This is a genomic window from Spirochaetota bacterium, assembly GCA_030154445.1.
GTDB lineage: Bacteria > Spirochaetota > Brevinematia > Brevinematales > Brevinemataceae > Brevinema_A.
The window spans coordinates 294,795-318,474 of sequence record JAGUQW010000002.1 but is presented as its reverse complement, the minus strand read 5'-3'; the positions used below and the strand labels follow the sequence as shown (position 1 = coordinate 318,474).

Below are 23,680 nucleotides of genomic sequence, written 5' to 3'. Positions count from 1 at the left end.
GCTTCATGATTTAAATAAATATTATCCTTATCTAAAGTAACTAATTCATTTTTAAGATCAGCAATTTCTATAACTTTATAATTTTCTTCAATTTCAGTTTTCTTATAATATACAGTATCTGCTGTTGGACTTGGTACTGTTGCCGAATTGAAAGCTGCAACAGCACTGGCTGTAGCTGTGGTTAGATCAGCTGTACCATCAAAAGTTCGAACAATAATATAAGGTATTGTAGCACTACCTAGTATATTTAGAGTAATAGCATAATTATGGAATGCTCCACCTGCAATATTACGCATTACAAATACAGCTTTGTTATCATCATCTTCTATCATTTCTAAATTATAATTAATAGCTGTTGGTATTCCATTAACAATAGTAGTTACAAGAGCAGAAGCTGTTACAAGATCAGCAGCAATACTAAATGTCCACTCTGTATTGTCTCTTTTATTTAATACATTTACAGAAGGGCTTAAAGCATAAGTATCTCGATCAATAGATACAAAAGCTCCTAAACTTGCCATATTAGCTATAGATTTGACTGTAACAAGAAGTTCTCTTTTTTCTTTCCAGTTAGCAGTGTTTCTTTTAACAGCTTCAAATCCAGCTTTAGCTGCAGTATAGGTATTATTAGCGGCAGTAGTAATAAAATAAAAAGCACTGTCACGAGAATTACTAGGTCTCTCAAATACTAAAATACGATCATTATATATACCATAACCATTAAGAACATACATAGCAGAAATAGCTGATAAACGCTGCATTAGAGTTAATCCATAGGTAGCAGATGAAACAATTCCATTAACAATGGTGTTATGAGTAATAGATAAAGCACCAATATTATGATTAAAAGTCCAATATTCGTGGTTTTGAGTATCAAAACCAGTTGAAGGATTTGAGACCCATTGACCCCAGTTGGCAACTTCTTGAGTTTCAACAGTATCACTAGCCCATCTATTTATATTCATATTTGAAATAGAATCTGAAGATCTATTTCCCCATATTTCTGCAGCTACTATATTATTAAATTCCAAATTATTTAATTTGGTTCTAGCCTCAGATATACTATCAGCACTAACTAATTTAGATCTAAAGTGATCTTGATTAATACCAACTCTGAGCGCATAATATTTATTAGAAATTTCTGTATCATAAACAATTTTGTCATTAATATCTGTTATAGGTGCTCCTCTATACATTCTAAAAACACTATTATAAGGACCATCACTAGCAATTATTCTAGAAAGATAATTGTATGTACGATTGGCACCCTCAATAGATGATTTATTTTTAGAAGATCGACTTACAAGTATATCAATATCATTAATAAAAGACATAGCCCACGGTGCTGTTGCGGGATCTGTAGCGTATAAATTTCTCCATGCAGTAATAGTATCATCAGTAGAACCTTCCAATTCATCATTACTATCAATCATACGCCAAAAGCCACTTGAAACTGTAGTTAGAGATTGAAGAGAAGCTCTTGATAGAGAGAATATATCATCAGGAATATAGTTAGGATCTTTTAATATATTATCTCTAATATTAATAATATTGGCAAGAGAAGATGCATTATTAATATCAATATTAGGTAAACTTCTCAAGCGTAAATTTTGAGACTCTCCAGGGGTAATAATATTAATAGCGATAGCATGATCACGAAAAGCTAGAGGAACATCTGTAGATCCTTTTGATTCTAATTTAAATATAGCTCTAATATTATCTTCAGCATATATAGGTTTGTATCTAAGTTCTACCATAGGAGTTGAACCAATAGTTAGTTCTACTACTCGATTTTCTAAAAATTTAAAATTAGTTGTTGAAGCTTGAGCTTGTTCCAGAAAACCATTATCTAAAGAATTCCACTTTTTTGCTCTAATTAATGTAGTTATTACAGGTTCGGCAGCAGGGAGATAAACACTAGACTTTTCAACAAAATTGGGATCAATAACACCAGTAACTGCTAATGCAGCTTCTGCTGGAGCTAATGTATCAAAAAAATTAGCTCTAATACTAATGGAAGAAGTATTAGCATCAGTTACAGCCATATATTTTTTATCTAAAATACCACCAGGTCCTTTAAGATAAAATATCCCTTTTACATTATTTTCACCAACAGCTTTAACAGGAACAGTTTTGTATGTAGTAGTATTTATAGTTCCACTAGGCATTCTTTCCACAACAGTAGCTATAAATTTATTTAGATTAAAATTCCATTCGGTTGTATCATTATCGAGGTAAATTCGATCTGAATCTAAAGTAACTAATTCTCTAGCTAAACGTAATTGAGTAATAACGCCTGATTCAGAAACAACATCTTTTAATATTCTATATCTAAAAGCAATATTACCAGCGACTGAAGATGGATCAATAGTAGCTGTAGGCCAATCTATAGCTGTTTTTGCATCAGCCAAAGTAGAAGCTAGTTTAATAGATGCACTAGAAACATAAGCCGAACTATCAGTAGGTAAACGAATAGCTATAAATTTCTTTTCATCAGGACCATTACCATTAATTAATAAAGCAACAGCTCTATATTGTCCCGATGTGGTTTGAGAATCAACCATTTCATAGGTATAAATATCATCACGAGTATTCATATCTGGTCTATCAAGAGCTATATTAGAAATAATTAAAGATTTTGCTTCATATAATCTTCCATTAATATTTGTAGGACTAGCAATAATAGTATAAGATCTTGCTAATGTGTCATCATAGATATTTGGATTTCCAATTTCTTCAAATCCAAGTTCAACATGAGCTCCTAATGAAACAGGAGTACCGGGAATAGGAGTTGAAGCAGAAGGTTTTTGAAACAAAGCCACACTATCAAATACGATAGAATCTACTTTAATATACTCTATAGAGAAAAAGTTCCATGTATTAGCTGTTTTTAAATCTTGATTCATTTTTTTTACATCAGCAAGTGTGTTAGCCATAGATAATCTACCTTTAACTCCTACACCCGCTGTTCCATTTGGAAGATCTTTTAATTCTATATATACAAATTTCTCAGAAAACGGTCCAAAACCTCGTAATATATAAATACCTTCTCTACTTGAAGGATTTTCAACTGGAGTAATAGCTAGAGTTGCTGAGATACCAGTACCATAATCAAATTGTAACGCATTATTAGCGGTAAGAAATGATACATCTATTATATCTGCTGGATTATATACAGGATTGGCTCCACTATCTGAAAAATGTCCAAACCCTGAAGTTGTAATAGCAGATCCTGTATCACTTGTGTCTGAAGCAGATCTTCTAGTTAAAGACCATTTCCCTACACTCTCAGCCGAAGCTATAACACCATACCCAGAGATAGCTCTATCATAAGAACTCCAATTATAATTTTGTCCAAGATTATCAAATTCAAGTTTCGCCTCTTCTAGAGTATCTCCCATACCAACACGCATTAATTTTTCATTTAATCCGAGACCTAATTCTAACACAACAAATTTATTAGAGCGAGTACTAGCACCAGTTAAAATATTATTTCTAAAAATCTGAAATTCAGCTCTAATACCTGTGGATGAAGCGTTTATTAATCTTATCCCATAACGAGCTGTAGGCGTACTAGATCCTGTATTAATAAGCATATCATAAACAACACTACCTGAAATATTGTTTAAAGAGGTAGGTATAATTGTATTAAAAATCCAACGTTCAGTATTAGTATTGTCATACACATAGCTATTCAATCCAGTATCGTATGTTAATTTTGCCCAACCTGTACCAGTACTATCAATACGAGCTGCTTCCATAATAGGATTAAAATGAATTTTTGCTTTATTTTCTTCTCTAAAATTCCATTCTGAGAAACCTTCCATCTCACTTATAGCAGCTGTTTGAGCAGTTGCTATACTACTTCCAATAGGTTTTACTGATAATCTCATAGAGTCTACATCAAAATCTCCACCTGGATTGTATGACGGTGCTGGTAATGTTTTTTCATTACCAATACCTATAGCAACAATATGTTGATTATACTTCCCAGGGGCACTACCTGTAGGAGAATTTAAAATAAATACACCTCTATGTGATGAAATATCATCTCTAGAAACAAAATTATAAATAGTAGATACACCAGTATCATCTGTCACTCTAACTTTAGGTTCTTTATTATATCTAAATTCCCATTTTTCATATTTTGCATTATTTAATTGATAAGCATCTTTATCTAAAGATATCCAATTTTTAGTTGAAGCAAGATCAAATGCACGAGAAGGAATATTTGCAGATCTAAAATCTCTCATAACTCTTGAAACGACTGTTGCTGAATTCTCGACAACACTTCTATCTTTATCAATAACAGCCTCAAAAGTTGATTCTGCATCAATAGCACCAACAGTATTAATCATATTATGATTTCTTATTTGAATATAGCTATTATGATACAAACCTGTTGCTGTCGCTGATTTTAAATAAAATAAAGTTGCATGTCTTATTCCACCACTAGTGGCATCAGCTTGTAACATATGTACACTATAATCAATTCTATTAATACCACCATTATGTTCTATTCTTACATTTTTTTCTACAGGATCAAAAGTCCATTGTTCAGTATCACTCGAAGTATAAATACCATTTTTCATCCACACATAAGAAGGAGTACCAAATCCAGGAGTTGGACTATCTGAAGGTAATAAACTAGTGAAAGCTGCAAGTATATTTGGATCAGCCCATGGATCATTATATGGAATATAAGGATCCATTAAAACTAATTCAGCTTTCGCCGCAGAATAATTTGGACCAAGACCAACAGATACACCATGAGTCGCTCCTACACCGCCAAAAGGAGGTGTTGTAGGAGGAGTGTATGTTAAAGCTACATATAGATCTCTAAAAGCACCACCTCCACTAAGTTGTACAACTAGTTCAAATGAAGTTGCAGAAGTATATATGTTTTCCATTATAGAATAATTATAAGTTTCGTTATTAATTATTGTATTATTTTGTTTATTTACAACTTGTATTGTTTTTAACGCTTGATCTACTGTCAATTCTCTAGTATTTTTATAATCATACATTTTATCTATATTATCAACTTTAACCCATCTACTTGAAATAGCAGTTATAGCTGTTACTGCAGTATCTAGTAGCATAACAGAATTTTTATTTTTATGAGTTATTTCACCTATAGAAAATGCTGTATCATTAACAATACCTGTCACTGTACCAGTTGTTAAATCAGCAATATTTCTATTAGATAATATTCTAATAATATTTTGACCATCTACACCTTTTTGAACATCTATTCTTATAAATAAATTATCTAATGAAAGTCCTGATCCATATAATTGAAAAATACCGAAATGATCACCGCCATCAACTTTAGTTATTAAACTATAACATTCTTTAGGTTTATTACCAGATGGTTCTACAGTATCTATAATAAGTGTCAAAGGATTATAGGAAAATTTATAGTATTTGGTATTAAAAGGTATAAAAGAACCGGTCGCAAGACCTGTTGTTGTATCTAATGTAGATTCCATAAAAGAAATATCTTTAATAGTTTCAATCACTGTTGCATTTAATGGAGCTGTATCTTTAGCATGATAATTATAAAACGTAGCTAATTTTGTGAGATTATCTTCTGCTTCAATTTGCGTATCACCTATACCTATATAAGCTTTATCACTAGAAACACCAACATCTGACCTTACAGCCATGAACTTTCCATCCAAATCAGGCCCATTACCAGAAATTGTTTTTGATAATTTAAATACAGCATGTGTTGGTGATATTTCTACTATAGTTTCAAGATCATAAGTATCAGGAAAAGTATCAGCTGCTGGAGCTATTTTTGCTATAAGAGTAAACTGTGGTATTACTGATGTATTAAATGTTATTTCATATGTATTATCTTGTATAAAATTAGGAGCAGTACCAGATGCTAATCCAGCAGGTACGTCACCAGGGACTGTACTTCCTGGATAAATCAAAGCAATCCATTTTCCATATTTTTCCATAGCAGAAATAACTCTATAATTAGAAGGCAAAGAACTTCTTTCATGTAAATTAAACAACAAAACTTTAGATAACTCTAGTTGAGCTTCTTCTAAAGTATTTGCAACAGAATATTTTGCCTGAGTTTTGTATAATTCAGAACCTCTATCAATTGCTATATATTTATTATGCATAGGTGCTGATGTGCTAGGAATTGTAAAAGAATTATCTGTAAAACCTTTTAATAACAAGACTCCATTAGTAATATTATTATCAGTAACAATTTTAACTTTGTAAAAAGATTCATTCATTGCACCTTTGGTAAAAAAAGCATAGCGTAATGTTCTTTTATCTAAATCTAAAAAGTCATAATGTTCTGTATTTGCAATATCATAAGACATACTACCTGTAGCATCTTTTTGAAGTTTTACCCATATAGAACCAATACCATGCATATTTTCAATTAATCTATATGGTAATCTAGCACTTTTTTGATCTTGATATTTATAATTAGTAATAGTTAAAATATCTGTAAGTTTTCTTTGAGCTTCAACTAGTGAATCTGCAACCTCAAAATCGGCATACATAATATTTCCAATAGGGATAGCATTAAGAGCTCCCCATTTATCAGCATATTTACCAACACCTTTAATTTCAAAAATTCCAGCAGTATCACTTTGTTTTTCTATCATTTTTAAGTTATAACTTAAAAAATTTGTTGCACCAAAAAAACCATAAGGAGGTAATATACTAAATGTTGTTATTACATTTAAAGTCATTTTATCAGCATCAAAAATAAGTTCATCTGTTTTATCCCAATAATAATCACCTTCTTTAATATCAAGAGCTCCAGGAATTTTTGTTAAAAAAACCATTTGAAATGATGATAATAAACGAATAACTTTATTACTAATTCTTGCATTTTCTAATAAATCCCAACCAAATAGCTTCATTAAATTTACTCTATTAAAAACATCATCAAAAGAAGATCCAATAATAAATTTCATTCTAGTACTAGTTTTATCTGGATAAAATTCCATACCAGCATATCTGTCCACACCATTAATAGTTACTTGATATATTTCTATATTATTTGGAATAAGTCTTGTCGAATTCACTATAATATCAGAAAGTTTATTTGTAATAGCTCCGACAACTGAGTAATGTTCAAATTTAAATTGATCATTTACTTTTCTAGGAATAATAAATTCATATTGAGTCAAATCAAAAAAACCATCAACATCTAAAGTGATAATACTTTTATCAACATATAAATTATTTGCTCTAAAAATTATAGGATCAGTAGCATATTCCCAATAAGTTTTTTTTGAAGCATTTGAAACAGCATTATTTGTAGTATCTTGTATACTTAATTTAAGAAAAGCTCCAACAGCATTTGTAAGTGCTGATATACCAACATACTTATCATTATAAGATCCAGAACCATAAAAACGAATAATACCAGATTGAACATCTATATCTTCAATCATTTCAAATGAATATATTGTTGTATTTTGTTTTACACCAGCTGTAATATCTGATATTGATATTTCCATATTAACAGTATCAATATCCCAGAGAGCATGATTTTTGGCATCAAACAATCCATCTGATGCCAAAGATTTATATGGCCCTTTTTGCAAAGTATTTAACAACTTACTCTCTTGATAAGAAAGATCAAATGTCTCTCTACTAGACAAAGTACATCCTATATTAAAAATCAGTACAAACATGATCCACAACGTATATTTAAACACCTGTTTCATCATAAGCCTCCAAAATATTATTATTTTTTTTATTATTTTTACAGAACTTTATCTTTAATGAAATATACACATAATTATATATTTCAAGCAAATAAGGAACAACTATTATTATAACCTATATTGCAAAAAAAATCAAGCTTTTCACTTGATTAAAATAAAAAATAAAAAATATTTATTTAGATGATACTTGATTTAAAATATTAACTTCAATTTCTTGAGAAATCTTTAACCAACTAAAATTTTTTGCATAACAGTAAGATTTTCCTTGTAATTTTTTTATCTCATTATTTTCTAAGTATTTAATAATTTCTTTTGCTAAAGATTTTACATCACCAAAAGAAACTAAATAACCATTAATACCTTGTTTTACAGAATCTCTAACACCAGCAACATTAAAACCAAATGTTGGAGTATAACATGCTGATGCTTCTATAACAGTTATTCCCCACCCTTCTTTTTCTGAAGTAAATAATAAGGCTTGAGAGCTTTCTAATAGATTTATCTTTTCTTTTTCTGAAATAAAACCTAAAAATATCACAGCATAATCTATTTTTAATTTTTGAGAATATGCTTTGAGTCTTTCTTCATCATTACCTTTTCCAGCTATAAAAAACATAGCTTTTGGATTTTTCTCTAAAATATATCGAAAAACATCTAAAGAAAGGTCTACTCTTTTAGCGTATGTTAATCGACCTATAGAACAAAATTGAAAAGAATTTTTTTTAGGATTTCGTAATTTTAAATATTCTTTATCTATTCCATTATGAATAATATTCAATTGTTTGAAAGGGGCTAATTTCAATAACTCTTGTTTAGAGCTTTCTGACACTACTATCATAGGTGTATTAATATATGATTTTAATGCTATTTTTTCCAGAATAAAAACGTATAAAGCTACAGGAAAAGGTAATAATTGAAATAAAGTGTGTCCATGAATATGGTGAAATAAAGCAAGAATAGGAGTTTTTTTAATATATCGAGGGGTTTGCAATCCTATTTTAGATATATCATCAATAACAATATCAAATTTTTCATTTTTTAATTCTTTGTTCCATAAAAATGGAAAAGTAAAATTAAATAAAAAAGGATGTCCTATTCTTTTTATTAAATACCCATTATGAACAAAAGTTTCTTCATTTGAAGAAACTTTTGTGCTAATAAGAACTACTGTATATTTTGTAGCTAAATATGAGAGAATATAATCAAGATGGATCTCAGCCCCTCCTGCTTCTGGATGAAGTGGATCTCGCCAATTTAATGCTAATATTTTTAATGATTTTTTCATTATAAACCTTTAATTATCATTTTTATTTGGAATTAAACCTTCTTTAATAAAGATAATATCTTCTGCTAAATGTGTACATAAATCAGCCATTCTTTCAAAATTTCTTGTAATATTCATAATTTGTAACAAATATTCAACATTTTCTGCTATATTCATTTCTTTGATAAGTTGTTTTATTAATATGGTACATAATTCATCTACCCTATCATCGTGTTGAATAACAGTTACTGCCATTAAAATATTTTCTTCCATAAATGCTCTGCTTACATCTGTTAACATCTTACGATTTTCTTCAGCCATCTCTATTATCTTTGGATAATCACCAATATTATAAGCATCTTGCCAATGATATGTAGATCGAGCAATTTTAGTGATTAAATCACCCATTCTTTCAAGATCACTGGCCATTCCTGACATTTTGATAATACTTCTTAAATGACTTGCTTCAGGATGATACAAAGCTAAAATACCAAGACAATCTTGAGTGATTTCTAATTTTTTTTGATCTGCCTGAGGTTCCAAGATATTGATAACATCTTTTACCATATCCCAATTTTTTTCTTTAGAACCTTGTAATGTTCTAATTAACATAATATCTATAAGTGCCATATAGTCAAAAATAACATCTTTAGTTTCTGAAATTTTTCTTTCTACTACATTCATATTATTATCTCTCTTAAATTAAAATTAGTTATTTCATTCATTATACCATATCTTTTTTATAAATGTCAACTTTCTCTCTATAATACATATAACGCAATTTAATATTGGCTGTTTTTTAATCAAAAAAGCTAGTTGATAAAAATTTGTTTAATTTATTGACAATTTGTCTTTTTTTTAGTACAATATTACACAATTGTATTGTAAATATTGATTGTATAGGAGTCAAAAATGGTTAGAGATTTCATACCTAAGTTAATAGAAGAAAGTATCAGTATAATAAATTTATTAAATGATAAACTCTCTTTTATTTTATTATTCGTTCTACTGGGATCTGGGATTTTTTATACTTTAAAAACAAAATTCATTCAGTTTAATTTTAAAAACATATGGCTTGCTTTACAAGAGGCGTTTACAGACTCTGACAAAAGTTCTCAAAAAATATCTCCTTTCGAAGCATTTGCAGTAACAACAGCCTCTAGAGTTGGTACTGGAAATCTTGCTGGTGTTGCTCTAGCTCTTACTTTAGGTGGGCCTGGATCTATATTTTGGATGTGGTTAACAGCCTTATTGGGTGGTTCTCTAGCATTTGTTGAATCGACATTAGCTCAATTATATAAAAAAACAGATACAACAACAAATCCAACACATTTTATAGGTGGACCTTCTTACTATATAGAAAAAGGACTAGGTTCTAAGGGGTTAGGAAAAGTTTTTGCCGTTCTTTTAGTGTTCGTTTTTGGTCTATCTTTTAATGCTGTTCAATCAAATACAATTTCTCAAGCAGTTTTTAATAATTTTAATGTACCTACTTTATTTTCAGCTATTATTCTTAGTATTCTAACAGCTTTATTTATTTTTAAAGGATTACATAGTATCGCAAAAATTAGTACTATTATTGTACCTGTTATGGCTATTATATATTTAATTCTTTGTTTATTTGTTATTGGAAAAAATATTACACGACTTCCAGATGTATTTCAATTAATTTTTGAACATGCTTTTGGACTCAAAGCATTTGGTACAGGTACATTTATAGGAACAATAACAATTGGTATTAAAAGAGGATTGTTTTCAAATGAAGCAGGTATGGGTTCTGCACCAAATGCAGCGGCCTCTGCGAGCACATCACACCCCGTAAAGCAAGGATTTATACAAGCTTTTGGGGTGTTTTTTGATACCATATTAATTTGTTCTGCAACAGCATTCCTTATTTTATTTTCTGGAGTAGATTTTACAGATATTAATAATTCTGGTATTATTTTAACACAAAAAGCACTCAATACTTTTTTTGGAGATTTTGGTAGTCTATTCTTAACTATTTGTATCTTTTTACTAGCATTTTCATCTGTATTAGGTAATTATTTTTATGCTCACAATAGTCTTTCTTTCTTAAGTAAAAAAACTTCTGTTCATCTATTATTTAAATATTCTGTTATTATAGCAGTGTTTTTAGGCTCTATAGGAAATCTTCCTTTTGTATGGAGTATAGCCGATTTATTTATGACTTTTCTAGCTCTCATCAACTTATATGCTATTATTAAATTACATAAGATATTATCAGTAGTAGTCTTAGATTATAGAAAACAACAAGCTAAGAATATAGATCCTATATTTAAAAAAGAAAACTTTAAAGAATATGGTGATCTAGATTCTTGGTAAATCATTTAAAATAAATATTGACATATATAGTTTTATTTGCTATACTATATAACGCAATCAAATTGTGCCCATAGCTCAGCTGGATAGAGCATTGGATTGCGGTTCCAAAGGCCGTAGGTTCGAATCCTACTGGGCACGAAAAAAAAAGCACATTATATAATAATGTGCTTTTTTTTATTTATTTTTTATCACAGATACCCTTGTCGTTGCCAATAAGATAATATATTAGAATTCAATCCTAAAACTTCTTCTCTTCCTATTTCTATATCACTCGTATTTTTTTTATAAAAAGATTGTCCTGCTAATGGAATCAGAACACCTTTAAGATTTGGATATGAAATATAAGCATACACATAAGCACCATTTTTATAAGTCAAATTAGGTAACTCTATCATTACTTCCCATTTACCATTAATAGCAATCAATGGCATAAATAAATGAGGTTTTTCTACATTGACTAATTCTAACATTTTATCCGTTGATGATGGAATTTGAGTTATATTTGTAAAAATATACCAAGATATTGTAAATTTTGCACGAAAAATACTCATTCCTGTTAATCTTGAAAATTGCTCAAATCCTTGAGAATCTGGTTTGAACGTTAAACTAAATATATTTTTTTCAGGAAGTTTTATATCATTAATATTAGAATAAGGAATATTTAAAAAAGGAATTTTATCTTTTAAGGAATCCTCAACATCAATATACTCTAATTGCAATCTAGCTATTTGTTCCCTATCCATAGCAAAAACATTAACTGTTAAGAACAATAAAAATAATACTTTATACATTGTTATATCCGATTTTCAAATTATATATAATATATATCGGATTTTTCTGTTTTTTTATAAGTAATACTTTACATTATCGTTATTATCACTATTAAATCAATCTAAATTATCAATACGAATTTTATTTTTATAGGCAATCAAAACCACTAATATTATCCCAAAAAATCCATTTATAGGATAAATAATACTAACTAATTTACCAAAAGGGATTGCAGATAATACTAATCCACCCACTCCTAAAGACCAAATAATTACTATATATCTTTTTTTCCAAAAGGATAATTTCTTTCTAAAAATATTACTAACAGACCATAAACAAACTGTGCTGGCAGAATACATTGCTATAAATAATAATATAACAGTTGCAAAAGCAATACTAGGTGATATTTGTTCTGCAAAATAAATAGTTACAATAGGTAACATATATACTTTATCAAAATATAAAAAAATTGCTGTATGAATAGTTAAAGCTACAAATATAAAACCTGCAGCTCCACCTATAGAACCATACAAACCACTATTGCGTCTATTCAAATCTTTTCCTAAATCAAATAGAAATTGAGAAGATGCTAGTAAAATAGTTCCACTGTATAAAATAGCAGCACAATAAAAAGTATCCACAGCTGTTTTAAAAGGATAATTTTGAATCAAATTAGAGATATAAACATTATTAAAAAAACCTTTAATAATTACAATAAAAGATATTATAAAAATCACAAAAGCAACACCTTTACCAATATATCCAATAAACTTAGAAATATATTGAAAATTTAAAAAAAGTGTGCATACAGAAGCTGTAACTACTATTATACGCCCAATAATATTAGAAATATTAAAAAATTGCTCCAAAACAGATCCTGCTCCTGCTACCATAATAATATAAGATCCATATAATAAAAAAGGAATAATAATATTATATATTTGTCCAATAAATTTACCACCAAAATATTCATACACGGAAATCTCATGATCTTCTTTACAAATCCAACCTGCATCAATCATAGAATTACCACCATAAATCATAAATCCTAATACAATAAATCCTATTAAATATCCAATCCAACCAAATCCTGAAAAAAATTGAATAATTTCTTGTCCTGATGCAAATCCAGATCCAATATTTAAAGCCATATAAATACTTGATACTCTTATAATCTCTTGATTATCTGTAGTCATTTTATACCTTCTATTATTTAGAATTTTTATTTTATATAGATGATTTAAAATTGTTAAAATGTATATTATTTTTATATAAAATTTTAAAGAAATAAAACTAAACTTATCTTAAAATTATATAAAATAAAAAAGCCAATGTTAGTAATATAACATTGGCTTTTTTTTCGGAAAAAGGGAATACGTATATTCAGACCTATAACATTGAAATCCCATGTATTATAAGAGGGGTTTCACTGGGACTAAATAGCCTATTAAGTTAGAAATTATAGCATAATTTTTATTAAAAAGCAATACTTTTACTTATATACATCTCCATATTATTATTAAAAAACATGGTTTCTCTAAAGATACGGATGTAGGGTTTTAATATATAATACAAAAAAATCCCATGTTCTGAATAAGAAACACAAGATCTATATGCCAATTTCACGAGACTGATTCTCTTTATAAATATCCCCTCTCTTAAAAAATTTCTAAGAAAGGGGAGAATTATTTTTTATAACTATCTTAGTATATTAAAGAATACTTATTTTAAAGATTTAATATCTTCTAACTTTATATGTTTTCGGATAATTCCCACTAAATTTATTTATTTTAACAGAAATCAATATCTATCCTAAAATATTAAATTTAAATGCTACGATTGATAATACAATTACTCCAATAATTATCTTTGTAGAAGTAATTCCCTTTTTTCCTAAAAGTACATATATTGTTGCAACAATAGCTACAGGCACTATACTAGGCATTATTTGATCCAATATACTTTGTAATACTATTTCAACATCCTGTTCTTTATATACATATAAAAGTTTTGTTCTTACAACTGTCGGAACAAGTGCACCTATAACAGTAACCCCTAAAATAGTAGCAGCATCTGTCAATGCATCTAATTTTTTAGACATACCTGAAAATAAAGTTGTACCTTTTTCATAAGCCATATATATAAATCCCCATCTAAGTCCAATAATTCCTAAGTTAACAACTGTCCAAAGAATTATGCCAAAAGGGTTTCCATTAATACCCATATAAGCCGCTATAGAACCCAAAATAGTAGTTACTAGGATAAATAAGCTATCACCTATCCCTCCAAAAGATCCCATCAAACCAGCTTTGATAGCTGCAACAGCTTCTTTAGCTTGATAGCCTTCTTTTTCTTCCATAGCAATATCTGCACCTAGAATCAATCCACCTAAATGAGGACTAGTATTATAAAACTGATTATGATATCTCAACATTTCTTTTAAGTTTTCACCTTTATAAAGTTTAGTTAATATAGGTATCATAGAAAATAAATATCCCTGAGCTTGCATTTTTTCATAATTCCAACAAATTTGAGATCCAAAAAGCCATCTCACATTTACTTTAGTTAAATCTTGTTTAGTTATTATTTTATTAGTCTTCATATTCTCCCTCCCCTGATATAGTTTCTTGATTTACAATAATTGTATCTGTAGAAGATGTTGCAAATTGATAATAGGCCATAGCCAATGATAATCCTACTAAAGCAACCCCTAATACAGAAATTTCAAGATATGCTGTAAGTACAAATCCTATTATTAATGCAGGAATGAATTTTTTCACTGGTAAAAATCTTGTTAAAACAGCAAGTCCTACAGCTGGTAAAACGCTACCCGCTAATTTTAAGCCACCCATTATAACTTCAGGAATATTAGCTAATACCCCTTCAATAAATTGAGAACCAAAGCTTAACATCAAAAATACAGGAATAGCTCTTGAAAGTCCCCAAGGGAATATTCCCATTATAACATTTCTTTCTATAGATTTGATATCTAATCTCTCAATTGCAGCATCAATTCTTTTTTGAAAAAATACATTTGTGAATCTAGCTAAAATATCTAATTGAATCATCAACAATCCAACAGGTACTGCAAGTCCAATTGCTATTTCGTTTCCAGTTCCTGTTGCCACAGCAAAAGCGGTTCCAATGATTGCTCCTGTTGTATAATCTGGTATAGATGTTCCTCCCAGTGCACCTACACCTAATACTAATAGATGTAATGTGCCTCCAATCATAAGTCCTGTTTCTAAGTCTCCCATAATTAGTCCAGCTATAGCTCCTACTACTACCGGTCTTGTTCCTACAAACTGTGCAGCTAATTCATCATATATTGAAAAAAAGGCAAGTAAAGAAAGTGAGATTATTTGAATCCATGTTATATTCATTTTAGTATCTCCTATTTTATAATTTATCTAAAAGTACTTGCATATCTTCCTCTTGGTCTGATGGAACCATCTGAGTTGTAACGCTAACACCTCTTGATATCAAATATTTTATATCTTCTACATCTTCTATCGATAAAAACACTGATGCTTTGACTTGAACACTATCATTCTTTTGAGAAATATTTCCTACATTAATTTTAGTCATATCAAGACCTGCTTCAGCTAACATTCTTAAGTATTTTGGAACTTTCACTAGAATCATTACATTCTGTCCTTCATATTTTCCATTATTGATATTTTTAACAACTGTTTCTACTCCTAAAATACTTAATTTAACATGTGATGGTGTTGATATTTTCAATGCATTTTTCTCTACTACATTATCTAAAACATCATTATCTACGATAATAATTCTATTTATGTTTGTTACAAATATCCATTTTGTAACAACTTGACCATGAATTAATCGACCATCTATCCTAATGTGTTTAATTTCTTTACGCATAAATCACTCCTCTTCCTCACCTTCATAAGAATCTATAGTTAATTCTGTTATGATTTTTGTCATATTAAATATATTTTGTATAGATTCTTCTGACAATTCATTCTCTAAAATTTCTATTAACATTAATAAAGAAAGGCCTGTTACTAATTTAATATCTAAGTCTTTTCTTTCATATTTTAATTCCAACAATACATTAAATGGAGTACCTCCAGAAATATCTACAAAAAAAACAAACTCTTTTTCCTCTGATTGATTAAATATTTCTAAATATTTTCTTTTTAAATCTTCTTTAGACATACTATTTAAGAAAGAAACAAAAGGAATAGTGTCTCCTGTAAGCATTTGTAAGGTACTTACGGTACTTTCTGCATACATTCCGTGAGAAGTTGCTATATAATTAATTTTTGCCATGCCTATTCCTATTCAAACGTTATTTCAATAACAGGAACCAATATATTTGGAGCTTTCACTGGAATTTCAATAATAATGGTTTTTTCATCTAATTTTTCTTTGATATGTAATGCTTTTATCTCATTATTTAGATCTATTTCATCTTTTCTTGCTGTATTAAGAACTATCGCCTCTATAACTTTTAGATCTGAATGATCATGTAAGAATTGAGCAAATTTAACCTTTTTAGATATGTTTTTTAGAGTTATTGTTCTATAAGGCCATGAGAAAATATGAAGATATAATTTATTTCCATTTATAGTATAACGACAATCTGGAGGAGCTATTATATCATTTGGTCCACAATTATTATAAATAGAATTAGAATTTAACCTCATCCACTCACCAACATCAGTTAAGATTTCTATTGATTTTTTATCAATTTCTCCTCTTCCGTTAGGTCCAATGTTCAATAGTAAATTCCCATCTTTTGAAACTGTATCTACTAACAATTTTACGATTGTTTCAGAAGATTTAAAATTATCGTTATCTCTATGATATCCCCAACTTCCATTTAATGTTTGACAACCTTCCCATACAAATTTTTCGTTATTGTTGTCTTTAGATCTTTGGTATTGTTCATGAGTTGACACCCCTCTTTTTAAATCTAATCTATCATTTAGAATAATTTCTGGTTGTAAATCAAAGACTGTTTTTTCTAATTTTTCAGAATCCCAATCATCTTTCCCTTTACCAACAAGATCTCCCCAAATTTTACTTTGATAAGAAAAATCAAACCATAAATAATCAACTTTTCCATAGTCTGTTAATAACTCAGTTAACTGATCTCGCATATATTTTTGATAATTTTTCATATCTTTTTTACTTTCAATTTTTTGATCTACTCTACTTCTATCTGGATGATATCCATCTATGATAAAATCTTTATGATTCCAATCAAGTAGAGAGTAATAAAATCCGATTTTTATCCCTTCAGCTCTAAATGCATCTACAACTTCTTTTAAAATATCTTTTTTATAAGGAGTATTAGTTACTTTATATTCAGTAGTTTTTGTATTCCACAATACGAACCCATCGTGATGTTTAGTTGTAAAAACAACGTATTTAAATCCACTTTCTTTTGCTAATTTCGCCCAATTTTTTGCATCTAATAGATCAGGATTGAAATTTTCGTAATACTTACGATAATCCTCTCCTTTTATTTCTTCTAAAGTCATTACCCATTCGTGACGTGCTGCAACAGAATATAATCCAAAATGAATAAACATTCCAAACCTTGCATCGATAAACCATTGTGGATCACCATAGGAATTTTTCCAATTACTATACATATAGGTACCCTCTATTTATTAGATTTGTCATCTCTAAAACTATTAAAATTTTTGATTATAATTCTCTTATTTTTATATTTTATTAATAATGAACATTAACTTTACTATTAATAAAAAAATCTTCCCATTCTTGAGTAATAGAATCTGTATATAAATGAGTTTTTTTATCAAATTCTAAAAATGTAACTAATCCACTTCTTCCAAATTTAGAATGATCAGCACAGATCCATGTTGTTGTAGCATTGTTTATCATCAATTTTTTAATATCAGATAAAGCTAAACTTCCATTAAGAAAACCTTTAGTTTTTGATATAGCATGACATCCTATTAATACAATGTCTGCATGATATTGGGATAATGCTTTTATCGTATGTTCTCCGACACAGGATTTTTCAGTACTATCCACGCTACCACCGCAAAAAATCATAGAAATGTGAGAACAAGGTAATAATATTTGTATTATATCAAAACTAGTCGTTATAACTGTTAGTTTTTTTTTAGGATAATTTTTCATCTCTTCAGCGATACCAAGAACTGTAGTTGATGTATCTAAAAATAAAATAGAATCATCAGAAATATCTTTAATAACTTGTTTAGCAATATATTTTTTTTCTTTACTCATAGTTTGAGAACGAATTACTAATGGTAAATCAATTTTGTTATCAGATAAAATAGTAGCTCCACCTCGAATCTGAATTAATTTTTTCATTTGATCCAATTGTTGTAGCTCATTTCTCATTGTAGGTTCTGTAACTTCTAAAACTTGACAAAGTTCTTTGATTTTCACAAGTTTCTTTTTTCGTACTAAGCTAATAATTTTCTTTTGTCTTTCTGATATAAACATAGTATAAGTCCTATTTTGATTAGTTATTATATGATTTATTAATAATCATTCCAATCCAATTTTTTTCCAAAATCCACATCAAATTCTATTTTAAATAATTGTATTACAAATAAAAAGATCTAAAAGGGATAATGAATAAAATGTTTTAATAATTCCAGATGATTCTTTTTTAACATATATCTATTCTTATCTTGTGATTTTTCCATAAATAGGACCAAAATTTTTACATGCTCTAAAATCAGCACCTTCTTTATCTAAAGTTCCAAAAGAACCCCATGCTTTAGGTCTAAATATATCTACTTCATTTACATTATGCATATTAATAGGTATTCTTAACATAGAAGCTAATGTGATTAGATCTTGTCCAATATGTCCAAAAGAAGCTGCACAATGGTTAGATCCCCAAGAATTCATTACTGAATATACATCTGTAAAAGATCCTTTACCTGTTAAACGAGGAGCAAACCATGTTGTTGGCCAAGACGGATCAGTACGTTCATTCAAAGTATTATGAATTTCTGAATCAATATTTACTCCATAACCTTCTGCAATTTGTAAAATAGGACCAACTCCATGTACAAGATTCAAACGATACATAGTCATAGGTATGTCACCTTTTGTTAAAAAGTTAGAAGAAAAGCCCCCTCCTCTAAAATATTCTCTATTAGCTGCGTGCCATTTAGTAGCATTTAAACATTCTTTCATTTCTTGTTCTGAAATTTCCCAGAATGGTTTAATAGTTGGATTGTTCTTATGATCTTTTTGCTCTCCTGTCCAATCCAAAGAAGCGGCTCCAGAATTAATTAAATGAATTATTCCATCTTTGGCTAAACCTGTTAGAGGCTTACCTGAAACTCTTTCAACAGATTCTGAACTCCAATAAGTTCTTACATCTGCAAACAACTGAGCTGTACCTGTAAGTAGTTGTCCGAATAACATCGAAATACCATTCAAGGCATCATTTTCTGTTGCAAAAGCAAAAGGTTGTCGAATTCCATTCCAATCAAAAGATGATGTTAATATCGCTTCAGAAAAATCTCCATTTTCCATAAAATCTGTCCATTGTCTTTGTCCTTGAAATCCTCCAGCAATAGCATTATGACCATTAGATTCTTCTATAAAACCCATTTCAGCAAGTTTTGGATTTCCACTCATAAGATCTTTCATTATAATAGTCATTTTAACAATTGTTTTCCATTCTTTATCTTTTTCAGCTCTAGTAACATTTTTACCATTTTTCTCGTTAATATCTCCACCTTCTTTACAATTATTTTTGGTCCAAGCTAAAGCTTTTTTATATTCTTTTGGATCAAAAATATTTTTTTCTAAACGACGAGTAAGTTCTGACATATCTACAAATTCTGTTCTCATACCAAGAAAATCTGATAAGAAATGAGCATCAACCATAGAACCTATTATTCCCATAGATACGTATCCTAAACTAAGATATGATTGATTTTTCATAGTTGCTACTGCAATCCCGGTTTTGATAAATCGAAGAATTTTTTCTTTGACATCTTCAGGAACTAACTCATCACCAAGATCTTGCACATCTTTTCCATAAATTGTAAAAACAGGTAATCCCATTTGATCATGAGCAGCACCAGCTGCTGCTAAATAAACAGCTCCAGGGCGATCTGTTCCATTAAATCCCCAAATAGCTTTAGGAATCCCTGGAGTCATGTCTATAGTCGAAGATCCGTAACACCAACATGGAGTGACAGTAAGGGTAACCCCTACTCCCTGTTCTTCAAATTTTTGTTGAGTTTGAGCAGCTTCTCTAACACCACCTATAGGAGTATCAGCGATAATACACTCTACTTTTTCTCCACTAGCATGCTTTAATTCAGCTTCTATTATTTTGGCAATATTTTTCGCCATTTTCATTGTAATTTTTTCTAGAGATTCTCGAACCCCCTCTCTTCGTCCATCAATAGTAGGACGAATTCCAATTTTTGGTAATTTACTACTTTGTCGATACATATTTTTCTCCAAAACTTTATTTTCTTTTTATTTTCTTTTTATTTTCTATTCTAACTTATTATATTATAAAACTATTTCTTTTACAATCTCTTTTTTATTATATATATTTCTTCATATATATTATTATATAACAATACATACATATATATCTACTCTATTTAATATTATATTTTCATACAAAAATTATTTACACAGTATAAATAAATAATAGTAATAAACAGTTGATTTAATAAAATATTCAATATATAATAAATAAAAAAATAAAAAGAAAATAAAAGGATAATTTATGAATAACAATACATACAGTGTATCTTGTGATTTCGGATCTTCTGGTGGAAAAATATTTTTAGGTATTTTTAATGGTAAGACTCTTTCTATAAAAGAAATCCATCGTTTTTCCTTAGAGCCTGTTTTAATCAGGGGCTCTTATTATACAAATATTTTATATATGTGGAGTGAATTACTCAAAGGGTTAAAAAAAATTATAGATCATAATATACGAATAGATTCTCTAGGAATTGACACTTGGGGTGTAGATTATGGTTATATTGATAAAAATGGGGAATTATTAGCAACACCCATTAATTATCGCAGTGATAGAACAATACATACTCAGGAAAAATTAAATGAATTAGGACTAACTTCTGAAGTTTTATATTCAAAGACAGGAATCAATTCCATGCCTTATAACACTTTGTTTCAAGTATATGAAGATATACAAACAAGAAAAGATATTATTTTACAAGCTAAACATTTATTATTTATTCCAGATTTATTCAGTTATTGGCTTACAGAACGTGTATCTACAGAGTATACTATTGCCTCTACCTCAGGGATGATTAATTTTCAAGGAGAGTGGGATCAAAGTATTTTAGATATAATCCATTTTCCAAAATCAATTTTACCAGAAATTCAAACAGCTGGAGATCAAAAGGGAGTTTTATCATCTTCTTTATCTCAGTATTTAGGATGTAACCCTTTCCCTGTATTTGCTAGTTGTTCTCATGATACTGCTTCAGCGGTACTTGCAACACCCTTAGAGAATGATAGCTCTGTATTTTTATCTAGTGGATCATGGTCATTATTAGGGATAGAACGAGATACCCCTATTTTATCTACAGAAGCTTTTAAAGCTGGATTCACAAATGAACTTGGAATAAATCGTACAATAAGATTTTTAAAATCTATTAATGGATTTTGGAGTTTACAGCTACTACAACGGCAATGGGGAATTTCTTTTTCTGAAATTATCAAAAAAGCAAGTAAGTCATTAGATATAGGATTTACTATTGATATTACAGATAATCGTTTTTATGGTGTTACTAACATAGAATCTGTGGTCACAGATATATTCAAAGAACAAGGTAAAAAAGTACCTCAAACAAGAGGTGAAATTGCCAGTGCAATATATCATGGACTAACAGATGCTCATATTAATTCTCTACAAGAATTATCAAACATCATTAAAAAACCTATATCTAGTTTACATATTGTAGGTGGAGGATCTTGGGATACTTTGTTCTGTAATATGATTGCCGAAAAAATAAAATATAAAACCACCGTAGGACCTGTCGAAGGTACTACCATAGGAAATATACTTACCCAATTATTAGGGCTTAAAGCTTTATCTTCTATCCAAGAAGCAAGAAATTGTATCAAAAACAGTTTTAATATTAAAACCATTTAATACTATAGGAGTATATAATGAAAGATCAAAAACTTAGAGAAAGCATAAGTACAGAAATTATTAACACCTGTATCAAAATGAAAGAATTAAATCTTAATCAAGGTACAGCTGGTAATATTAGTCATAGAGTCGAAGGTGGAATACTTATTACTCCTTCTGGAATACCTTATCATATTATGCAATCTAAAGATATTGTTTTTATAAGTAATACTGGGGAAATAGAAGAAGGTAGAATCCCTTCCTCAGAATGGAGATTTCATCTTTCTATTCTCAACCAAAAGCCTGACTGTAATGCTGTTGTACACAATCATGCACCTTATGCAACCATGGTTTCTATTTTAGGAGAAGATTTTCTCCCAGCTATTCATTATATGATTGCAATAGCGGGCGGTAATACTATCCCTTGTGCTGAATATGCAACTTATGGTACTCAAGAACTTTGCGATAATATAGCAAAAGTAATGACAAATCGTAAAGCTTGTATTTTAAAAAATCATGGTTTAGTTACAACAGATACTACATTAGAAAAAGCTTTAGTAATAGCTGAAGAGGTCGAATTGATTTGTCGTTTATATATGGGCTTAAAAGCTGCTGGTAAATACACAGTCATTCCAGATGAAGAAATACTTGTTATTTTAAAAAAATTTGGTAATTATGGCTTAAATGTAAAACACAATAGTTATATAAAAGAATAATATAAAAAATCGTTATATAGTAAATATCAATGTTTGATTAGATTCCACTGTTAATTAGTGTTTATATAGTATATCATTAGCTTACATCATGATATACTCCTCTACAATACCATACTAAACATAACACTAGAAAATATTTTTCTAACAATATCACTCATGAAATAAATAGTTTCAATACTACTATTTTTAATTTACTCTATTAATTCTATATTATACTCTGTTTCTTCTTCAAAAAAATCAACATGGAATTTCGCTCCGTCTTTTCTTTTAGGTACTTTAACAAGATCAGAAATAGTAATATTATTTTTTGATAACATAGATTTAATTTTTCCAGCAGATTCAATTTTTTTAGAACCATCGCTAACATCATCATAGGAATATATATCTAAATTAGGAAAGTCTTTTTTAAGAATATTCCAAATTGTATAATTATTCCCATAGAAGTAAAAATACATAAATTCTTTTGTGTTTTTACTAGGGTATATTGTACCCAAAATTAATACTCTTGAATCCTTATGTATAGGATTATCTTTAATATACTTATGTACATTATTTTCGTGATTATTTATAATTTACACCTCTATTATATATAATTATCTTTCAAAACAAAAAACCACCATATTTCTATGATGGTTTTAGAAAAGTCCGACTGGACTTCGGAAAGAGGGGGATTCGAACCCCCGAAACGTTACCGCTTACATGCTTTCCAAGCATGCGCCTTCGACCACTCGGCCATCTTCCCATAATTTAA

16 protein-coding genes and 2 tRNA genes are annotated in these 23,680 nt (G+C 29.1%); 4 read left to right on the top strand and 14 right to left on the bottom strand.

Going from position 1 to position 23,680, the window contains the following annotated elements; translation table 11 throughout:
• From KFW21_01615 to KFW21_01605, 3 genes are all read right to left on the bottom strand, one after another.
• Positions 1 to 7,712: hypothetical protein (locus KFW21_01615; protein MDK2818131.1), on the bottom strand; the 7,712-nt coding region annotated here is incomplete at its 3' end.
• 172 nt (positions 7,713 to 7,884) lie between these two features.
• Positions 7,885 to 8,997 carry a glycosyltransferase family 4 protein gene (locus KFW21_01610; protein MDK2818130.1) on the bottom strand — a complete coding sequence of 371 codons (1,113 nt, stop codon included), beginning with the start codon at positions 8,995 to 8,997 and terminating at the stop codon, positions 7,885 to 7,887.
• A 9-nt stretch (positions 8,998 to 9,006) separates the two neighbouring features.
• Positions 9,007 to 9,660 (bottom strand): hypothetical protein, encoded by a 654-nt coding sequence (locus KFW21_01605; protein ID MDK2818129.1) that lies wholly within the window; start codon positions 9,658 to 9,660, stop codon positions 9,007 to 9,009.
• 228 nt (positions 9,661 to 9,888) lie between these two features.
• Here KFW21_01605 and KFW21_01600 point away from each other — a divergent pair, with 228 nt between their 5' ends.
• Complete coding sequence (locus KFW21_01600; GenBank protein ID MDK2818128.1) at positions 9,889 to 11,319, top strand: alanine:cation symporter family protein; 1,431 nt, start codon at positions 9,889 to 9,891, stop codon at positions 11,317 to 11,319.
• 64 nt (positions 11,320 to 11,383) lie between these two features.
• Positions 11,384 to 11,457 (top strand) — tRNA-Arg (locus tag KFW21_01595).
• A gap of 50 nt (positions 11,458 to 11,507) precedes the next feature.
• Here the strand turns inward: KFW21_01595 and KFW21_01590 are convergent.
• The 9 genes from KFW21_01590 to KFW21_01550 form a co-directional block, all read right to left on the bottom strand.
• A complete protein-coding gene (locus KFW21_01590; protein ID MDK2818127.1) occupies positions 11,508 to 12,110 on the bottom strand; it encodes a hypothetical protein in 603 nt (200 codons plus the stop codon).
• Positions 12,111 to 12,206: 96 nt separating this feature from the next.
• Entirely contained in the window at positions 12,207 to 13,286 is a 1,080-nt protein-coding gene (locus KFW21_01585) for a hypothetical protein (GenBank protein ID MDK2818126.1), read from the bottom strand.
• A 611-nt stretch (positions 13,287 to 13,897) separates the two neighbouring features.
• Positions 13,898 to 14,692 (bottom strand): PTS system mannose/fructose/sorbose family transporter subunit IID, encoded by a 795-nt coding sequence (locus KFW21_01580; protein MDK2818125.1) that lies wholly within the window; start codon positions 14,690 to 14,692, stop codon positions 13,898 to 13,900.
• Complete coding sequence (locus tag KFW21_01575; GenBank protein MDK2818124.1) at positions 14,682 to 15,473, bottom strand: PTS sugar transporter subunit IIC; 792 nt, start codon at positions 15,471 to 15,473, stop codon at positions 14,682 to 14,684. The genes KFW21_01580 and KFW21_01575 overlap by 11 nt, the downstream gene beginning before the upstream one ends.
• Before the next feature lie 16 nt (positions 15,474 to 15,489).
• Positions 15,490 to 15,978 carry a PTS sugar transporter subunit IIB gene (locus tag KFW21_01570; GenBank protein ID MDK2818123.1) on the bottom strand — a complete coding sequence of 163 codons (489 nt, stop codon included), beginning with the start codon at positions 15,976 to 15,978 and terminating at the stop codon, positions 15,490 to 15,492.
• 3 nt (positions 15,979 to 15,981) lie between these two features.
• The gene (locus tag KFW21_01565) at positions 15,982 to 16,389 is read right to left on the bottom strand and encodes a hypothetical protein (protein MDK2818122.1); all 408 of its coding nucleotides are present in this window, start codon (positions 16,387 to 16,389) and stop codon (positions 15,982 to 15,984) included.
• An 8-nt stretch (positions 16,390 to 16,397) separates the two neighbouring features.
• Positions 16,398 to 17,720, bottom strand: coding sequence for an alpha-L-fucosidase (locus KFW21_01560; GenBank protein MDK2818121.1), 1,323 nt, complete (start codon positions 17,718 to 17,720; stop codon positions 16,398 to 16,400).
• A gap of 82 nt (positions 17,721 to 17,802) precedes the next feature.
• Complete coding sequence (locus tag KFW21_01555; GenBank protein MDK2818120.1) at positions 17,803 to 18,564, bottom strand: DeoR/GlpR transcriptional regulator; 762 nt, start codon at positions 18,562 to 18,564, stop codon at positions 17,803 to 17,805.
• A 186-nt stretch (positions 18,565 to 18,750) separates the two neighbouring features.
• Positions 18,751 to 20,547, bottom strand: coding sequence for an L-fucose isomerase (locus KFW21_01550; GenBank protein ID MDK2818119.1), 1,797 nt, complete (start codon positions 20,545 to 20,547; stop codon positions 18,751 to 18,753).
• Positions 20,548 to 20,833: 286 nt separating this feature from the next.
• Between KFW21_01550 and KFW21_01545 the strand changes: the two genes are divergently transcribed.
• Positions 20,834 to 22,234: a rhamnulokinase gene (locus tag KFW21_01545; GenBank protein MDK2818118.1), complete on the top strand. Its 1,401-nt coding sequence runs from the start codon at positions 20,834 to 20,836 to the stop codon at positions 22,232 to 22,234.
• A gap of 17 nt (positions 22,235 to 22,251) precedes the next feature.
• Complete coding sequence (locus tag KFW21_01540) at positions 22,252 to 22,929, top strand: L-fuculose-phosphate aldolase (protein ID MDK2818117.1); 678 nt, start codon at positions 22,252 to 22,254, stop codon at positions 22,927 to 22,929.
• Between the two features lie 191 nt (positions 22,930 to 23,120).
• Here KFW21_01540 and KFW21_01535 read toward each other — a convergent pair whose 3' ends face one another.
• Together KFW21_01535 and KFW21_01530 are read right to left on the bottom strand one after the other, a co-directional pair.
• A complete protein-coding gene (locus KFW21_01535; protein ID MDK2818116.1) occupies positions 23,121 to 23,423 on the bottom strand; it encodes a hypothetical protein in 303 nt (100 codons plus the stop codon).
• 163 nt (positions 23,424 to 23,586) lie between these two features.
• Positions 23,587 to 23,671: transfer RNA gene (locus KFW21_01530), tRNA-Ser, on the bottom strand.
• Positions 23,672 to 23,680: the final 9 nt, after the last annotated feature.

Coding starts and splice junctions, on each gene's coding strand:
- KFW21_01560 (MDK2818121.1), bottom strand. CDS start 17,720: ATGTATAGTAATTGGAAAAATTCCTATGGTGATCCACAATGGTTTATC.
- KFW21_01555 (MDK2818120.1), bottom strand. CDS start 18,564: ATGTTTATATCAGAAAGACAAAAGAAAATTATTAGCTTAGTACGAAAA.
- KFW21_01570 (MDK2818123.1), bottom strand. CDS start 15,978: ATGCGTAAAGAAATTAAACACATTAGGATAGATGGTCGATTAATTCAT.
- KFW21_01575 (MDK2818124.1), bottom strand. CDS start 15,473: ATGAATATAACATGGATTCAAATAATCTCACTTTCTTTACTTGCCTTT.
- KFW21_01540 (MDK2818117.1), top strand. CDS start 22,252: ATGAAAGATCAAAAACTTAGAGAAAGCATAAGTACAGAAATTATTAAC.
- KFW21_01605 (MDK2818129.1), bottom strand. CDS start 9,660: ATGAATGTAGTAGAAAGAAAAATTTCAGAAACTAAAGATGTTATTTTT.
- KFW21_01610 (MDK2818130.1), bottom strand. CDS start 8,997: ATGAAAAAATCATTAAAAATATTAGCATTAAATTGGCGAGATCCACTT.
- KFW21_01585 (MDK2818126.1), bottom strand. CDS start 13,286: ATGACTACAGATAATCAAGAGATTATAAGAGTATCAAGTATTTATATG.
- KFW21_01550 (MDK2818119.1), bottom strand. CDS start 20,547: ATGTATCGACAAAGTAGTAAATTACCAAAAATTGGAATTCGTCCTACT.
- KFW21_01565 (MDK2818122.1), bottom strand. CDS start 16,389: ATGGCAAAAATTAATTATATAGCAACTTCTCACGGAATGTATGCAGAA.
- KFW21_01580 (MDK2818125.1), bottom strand. CDS start 14,692: ATGAAGACTAATAAAATAATAACTAAACAAGATTTAACTAAAGTAAAT.
- KFW21_01545 (MDK2818118.1), top strand. CDS start 20,834: ATGAATAACAATACATACAGTGTATCTTGTGATTTCGGATCTTCTGGT.
- KFW21_01590 (MDK2818127.1), bottom strand. CDS start 12,110: ATGTATAAAGTATTATTTTTATTGTTCTTAACAGTTAATGTTTTTGCT.
- KFW21_01600 (MDK2818128.1), top strand. CDS start 9,889: ATGGTTAGAGATTTCATACCTAAGTTAATAGAAGAAAGTATCAGTATA.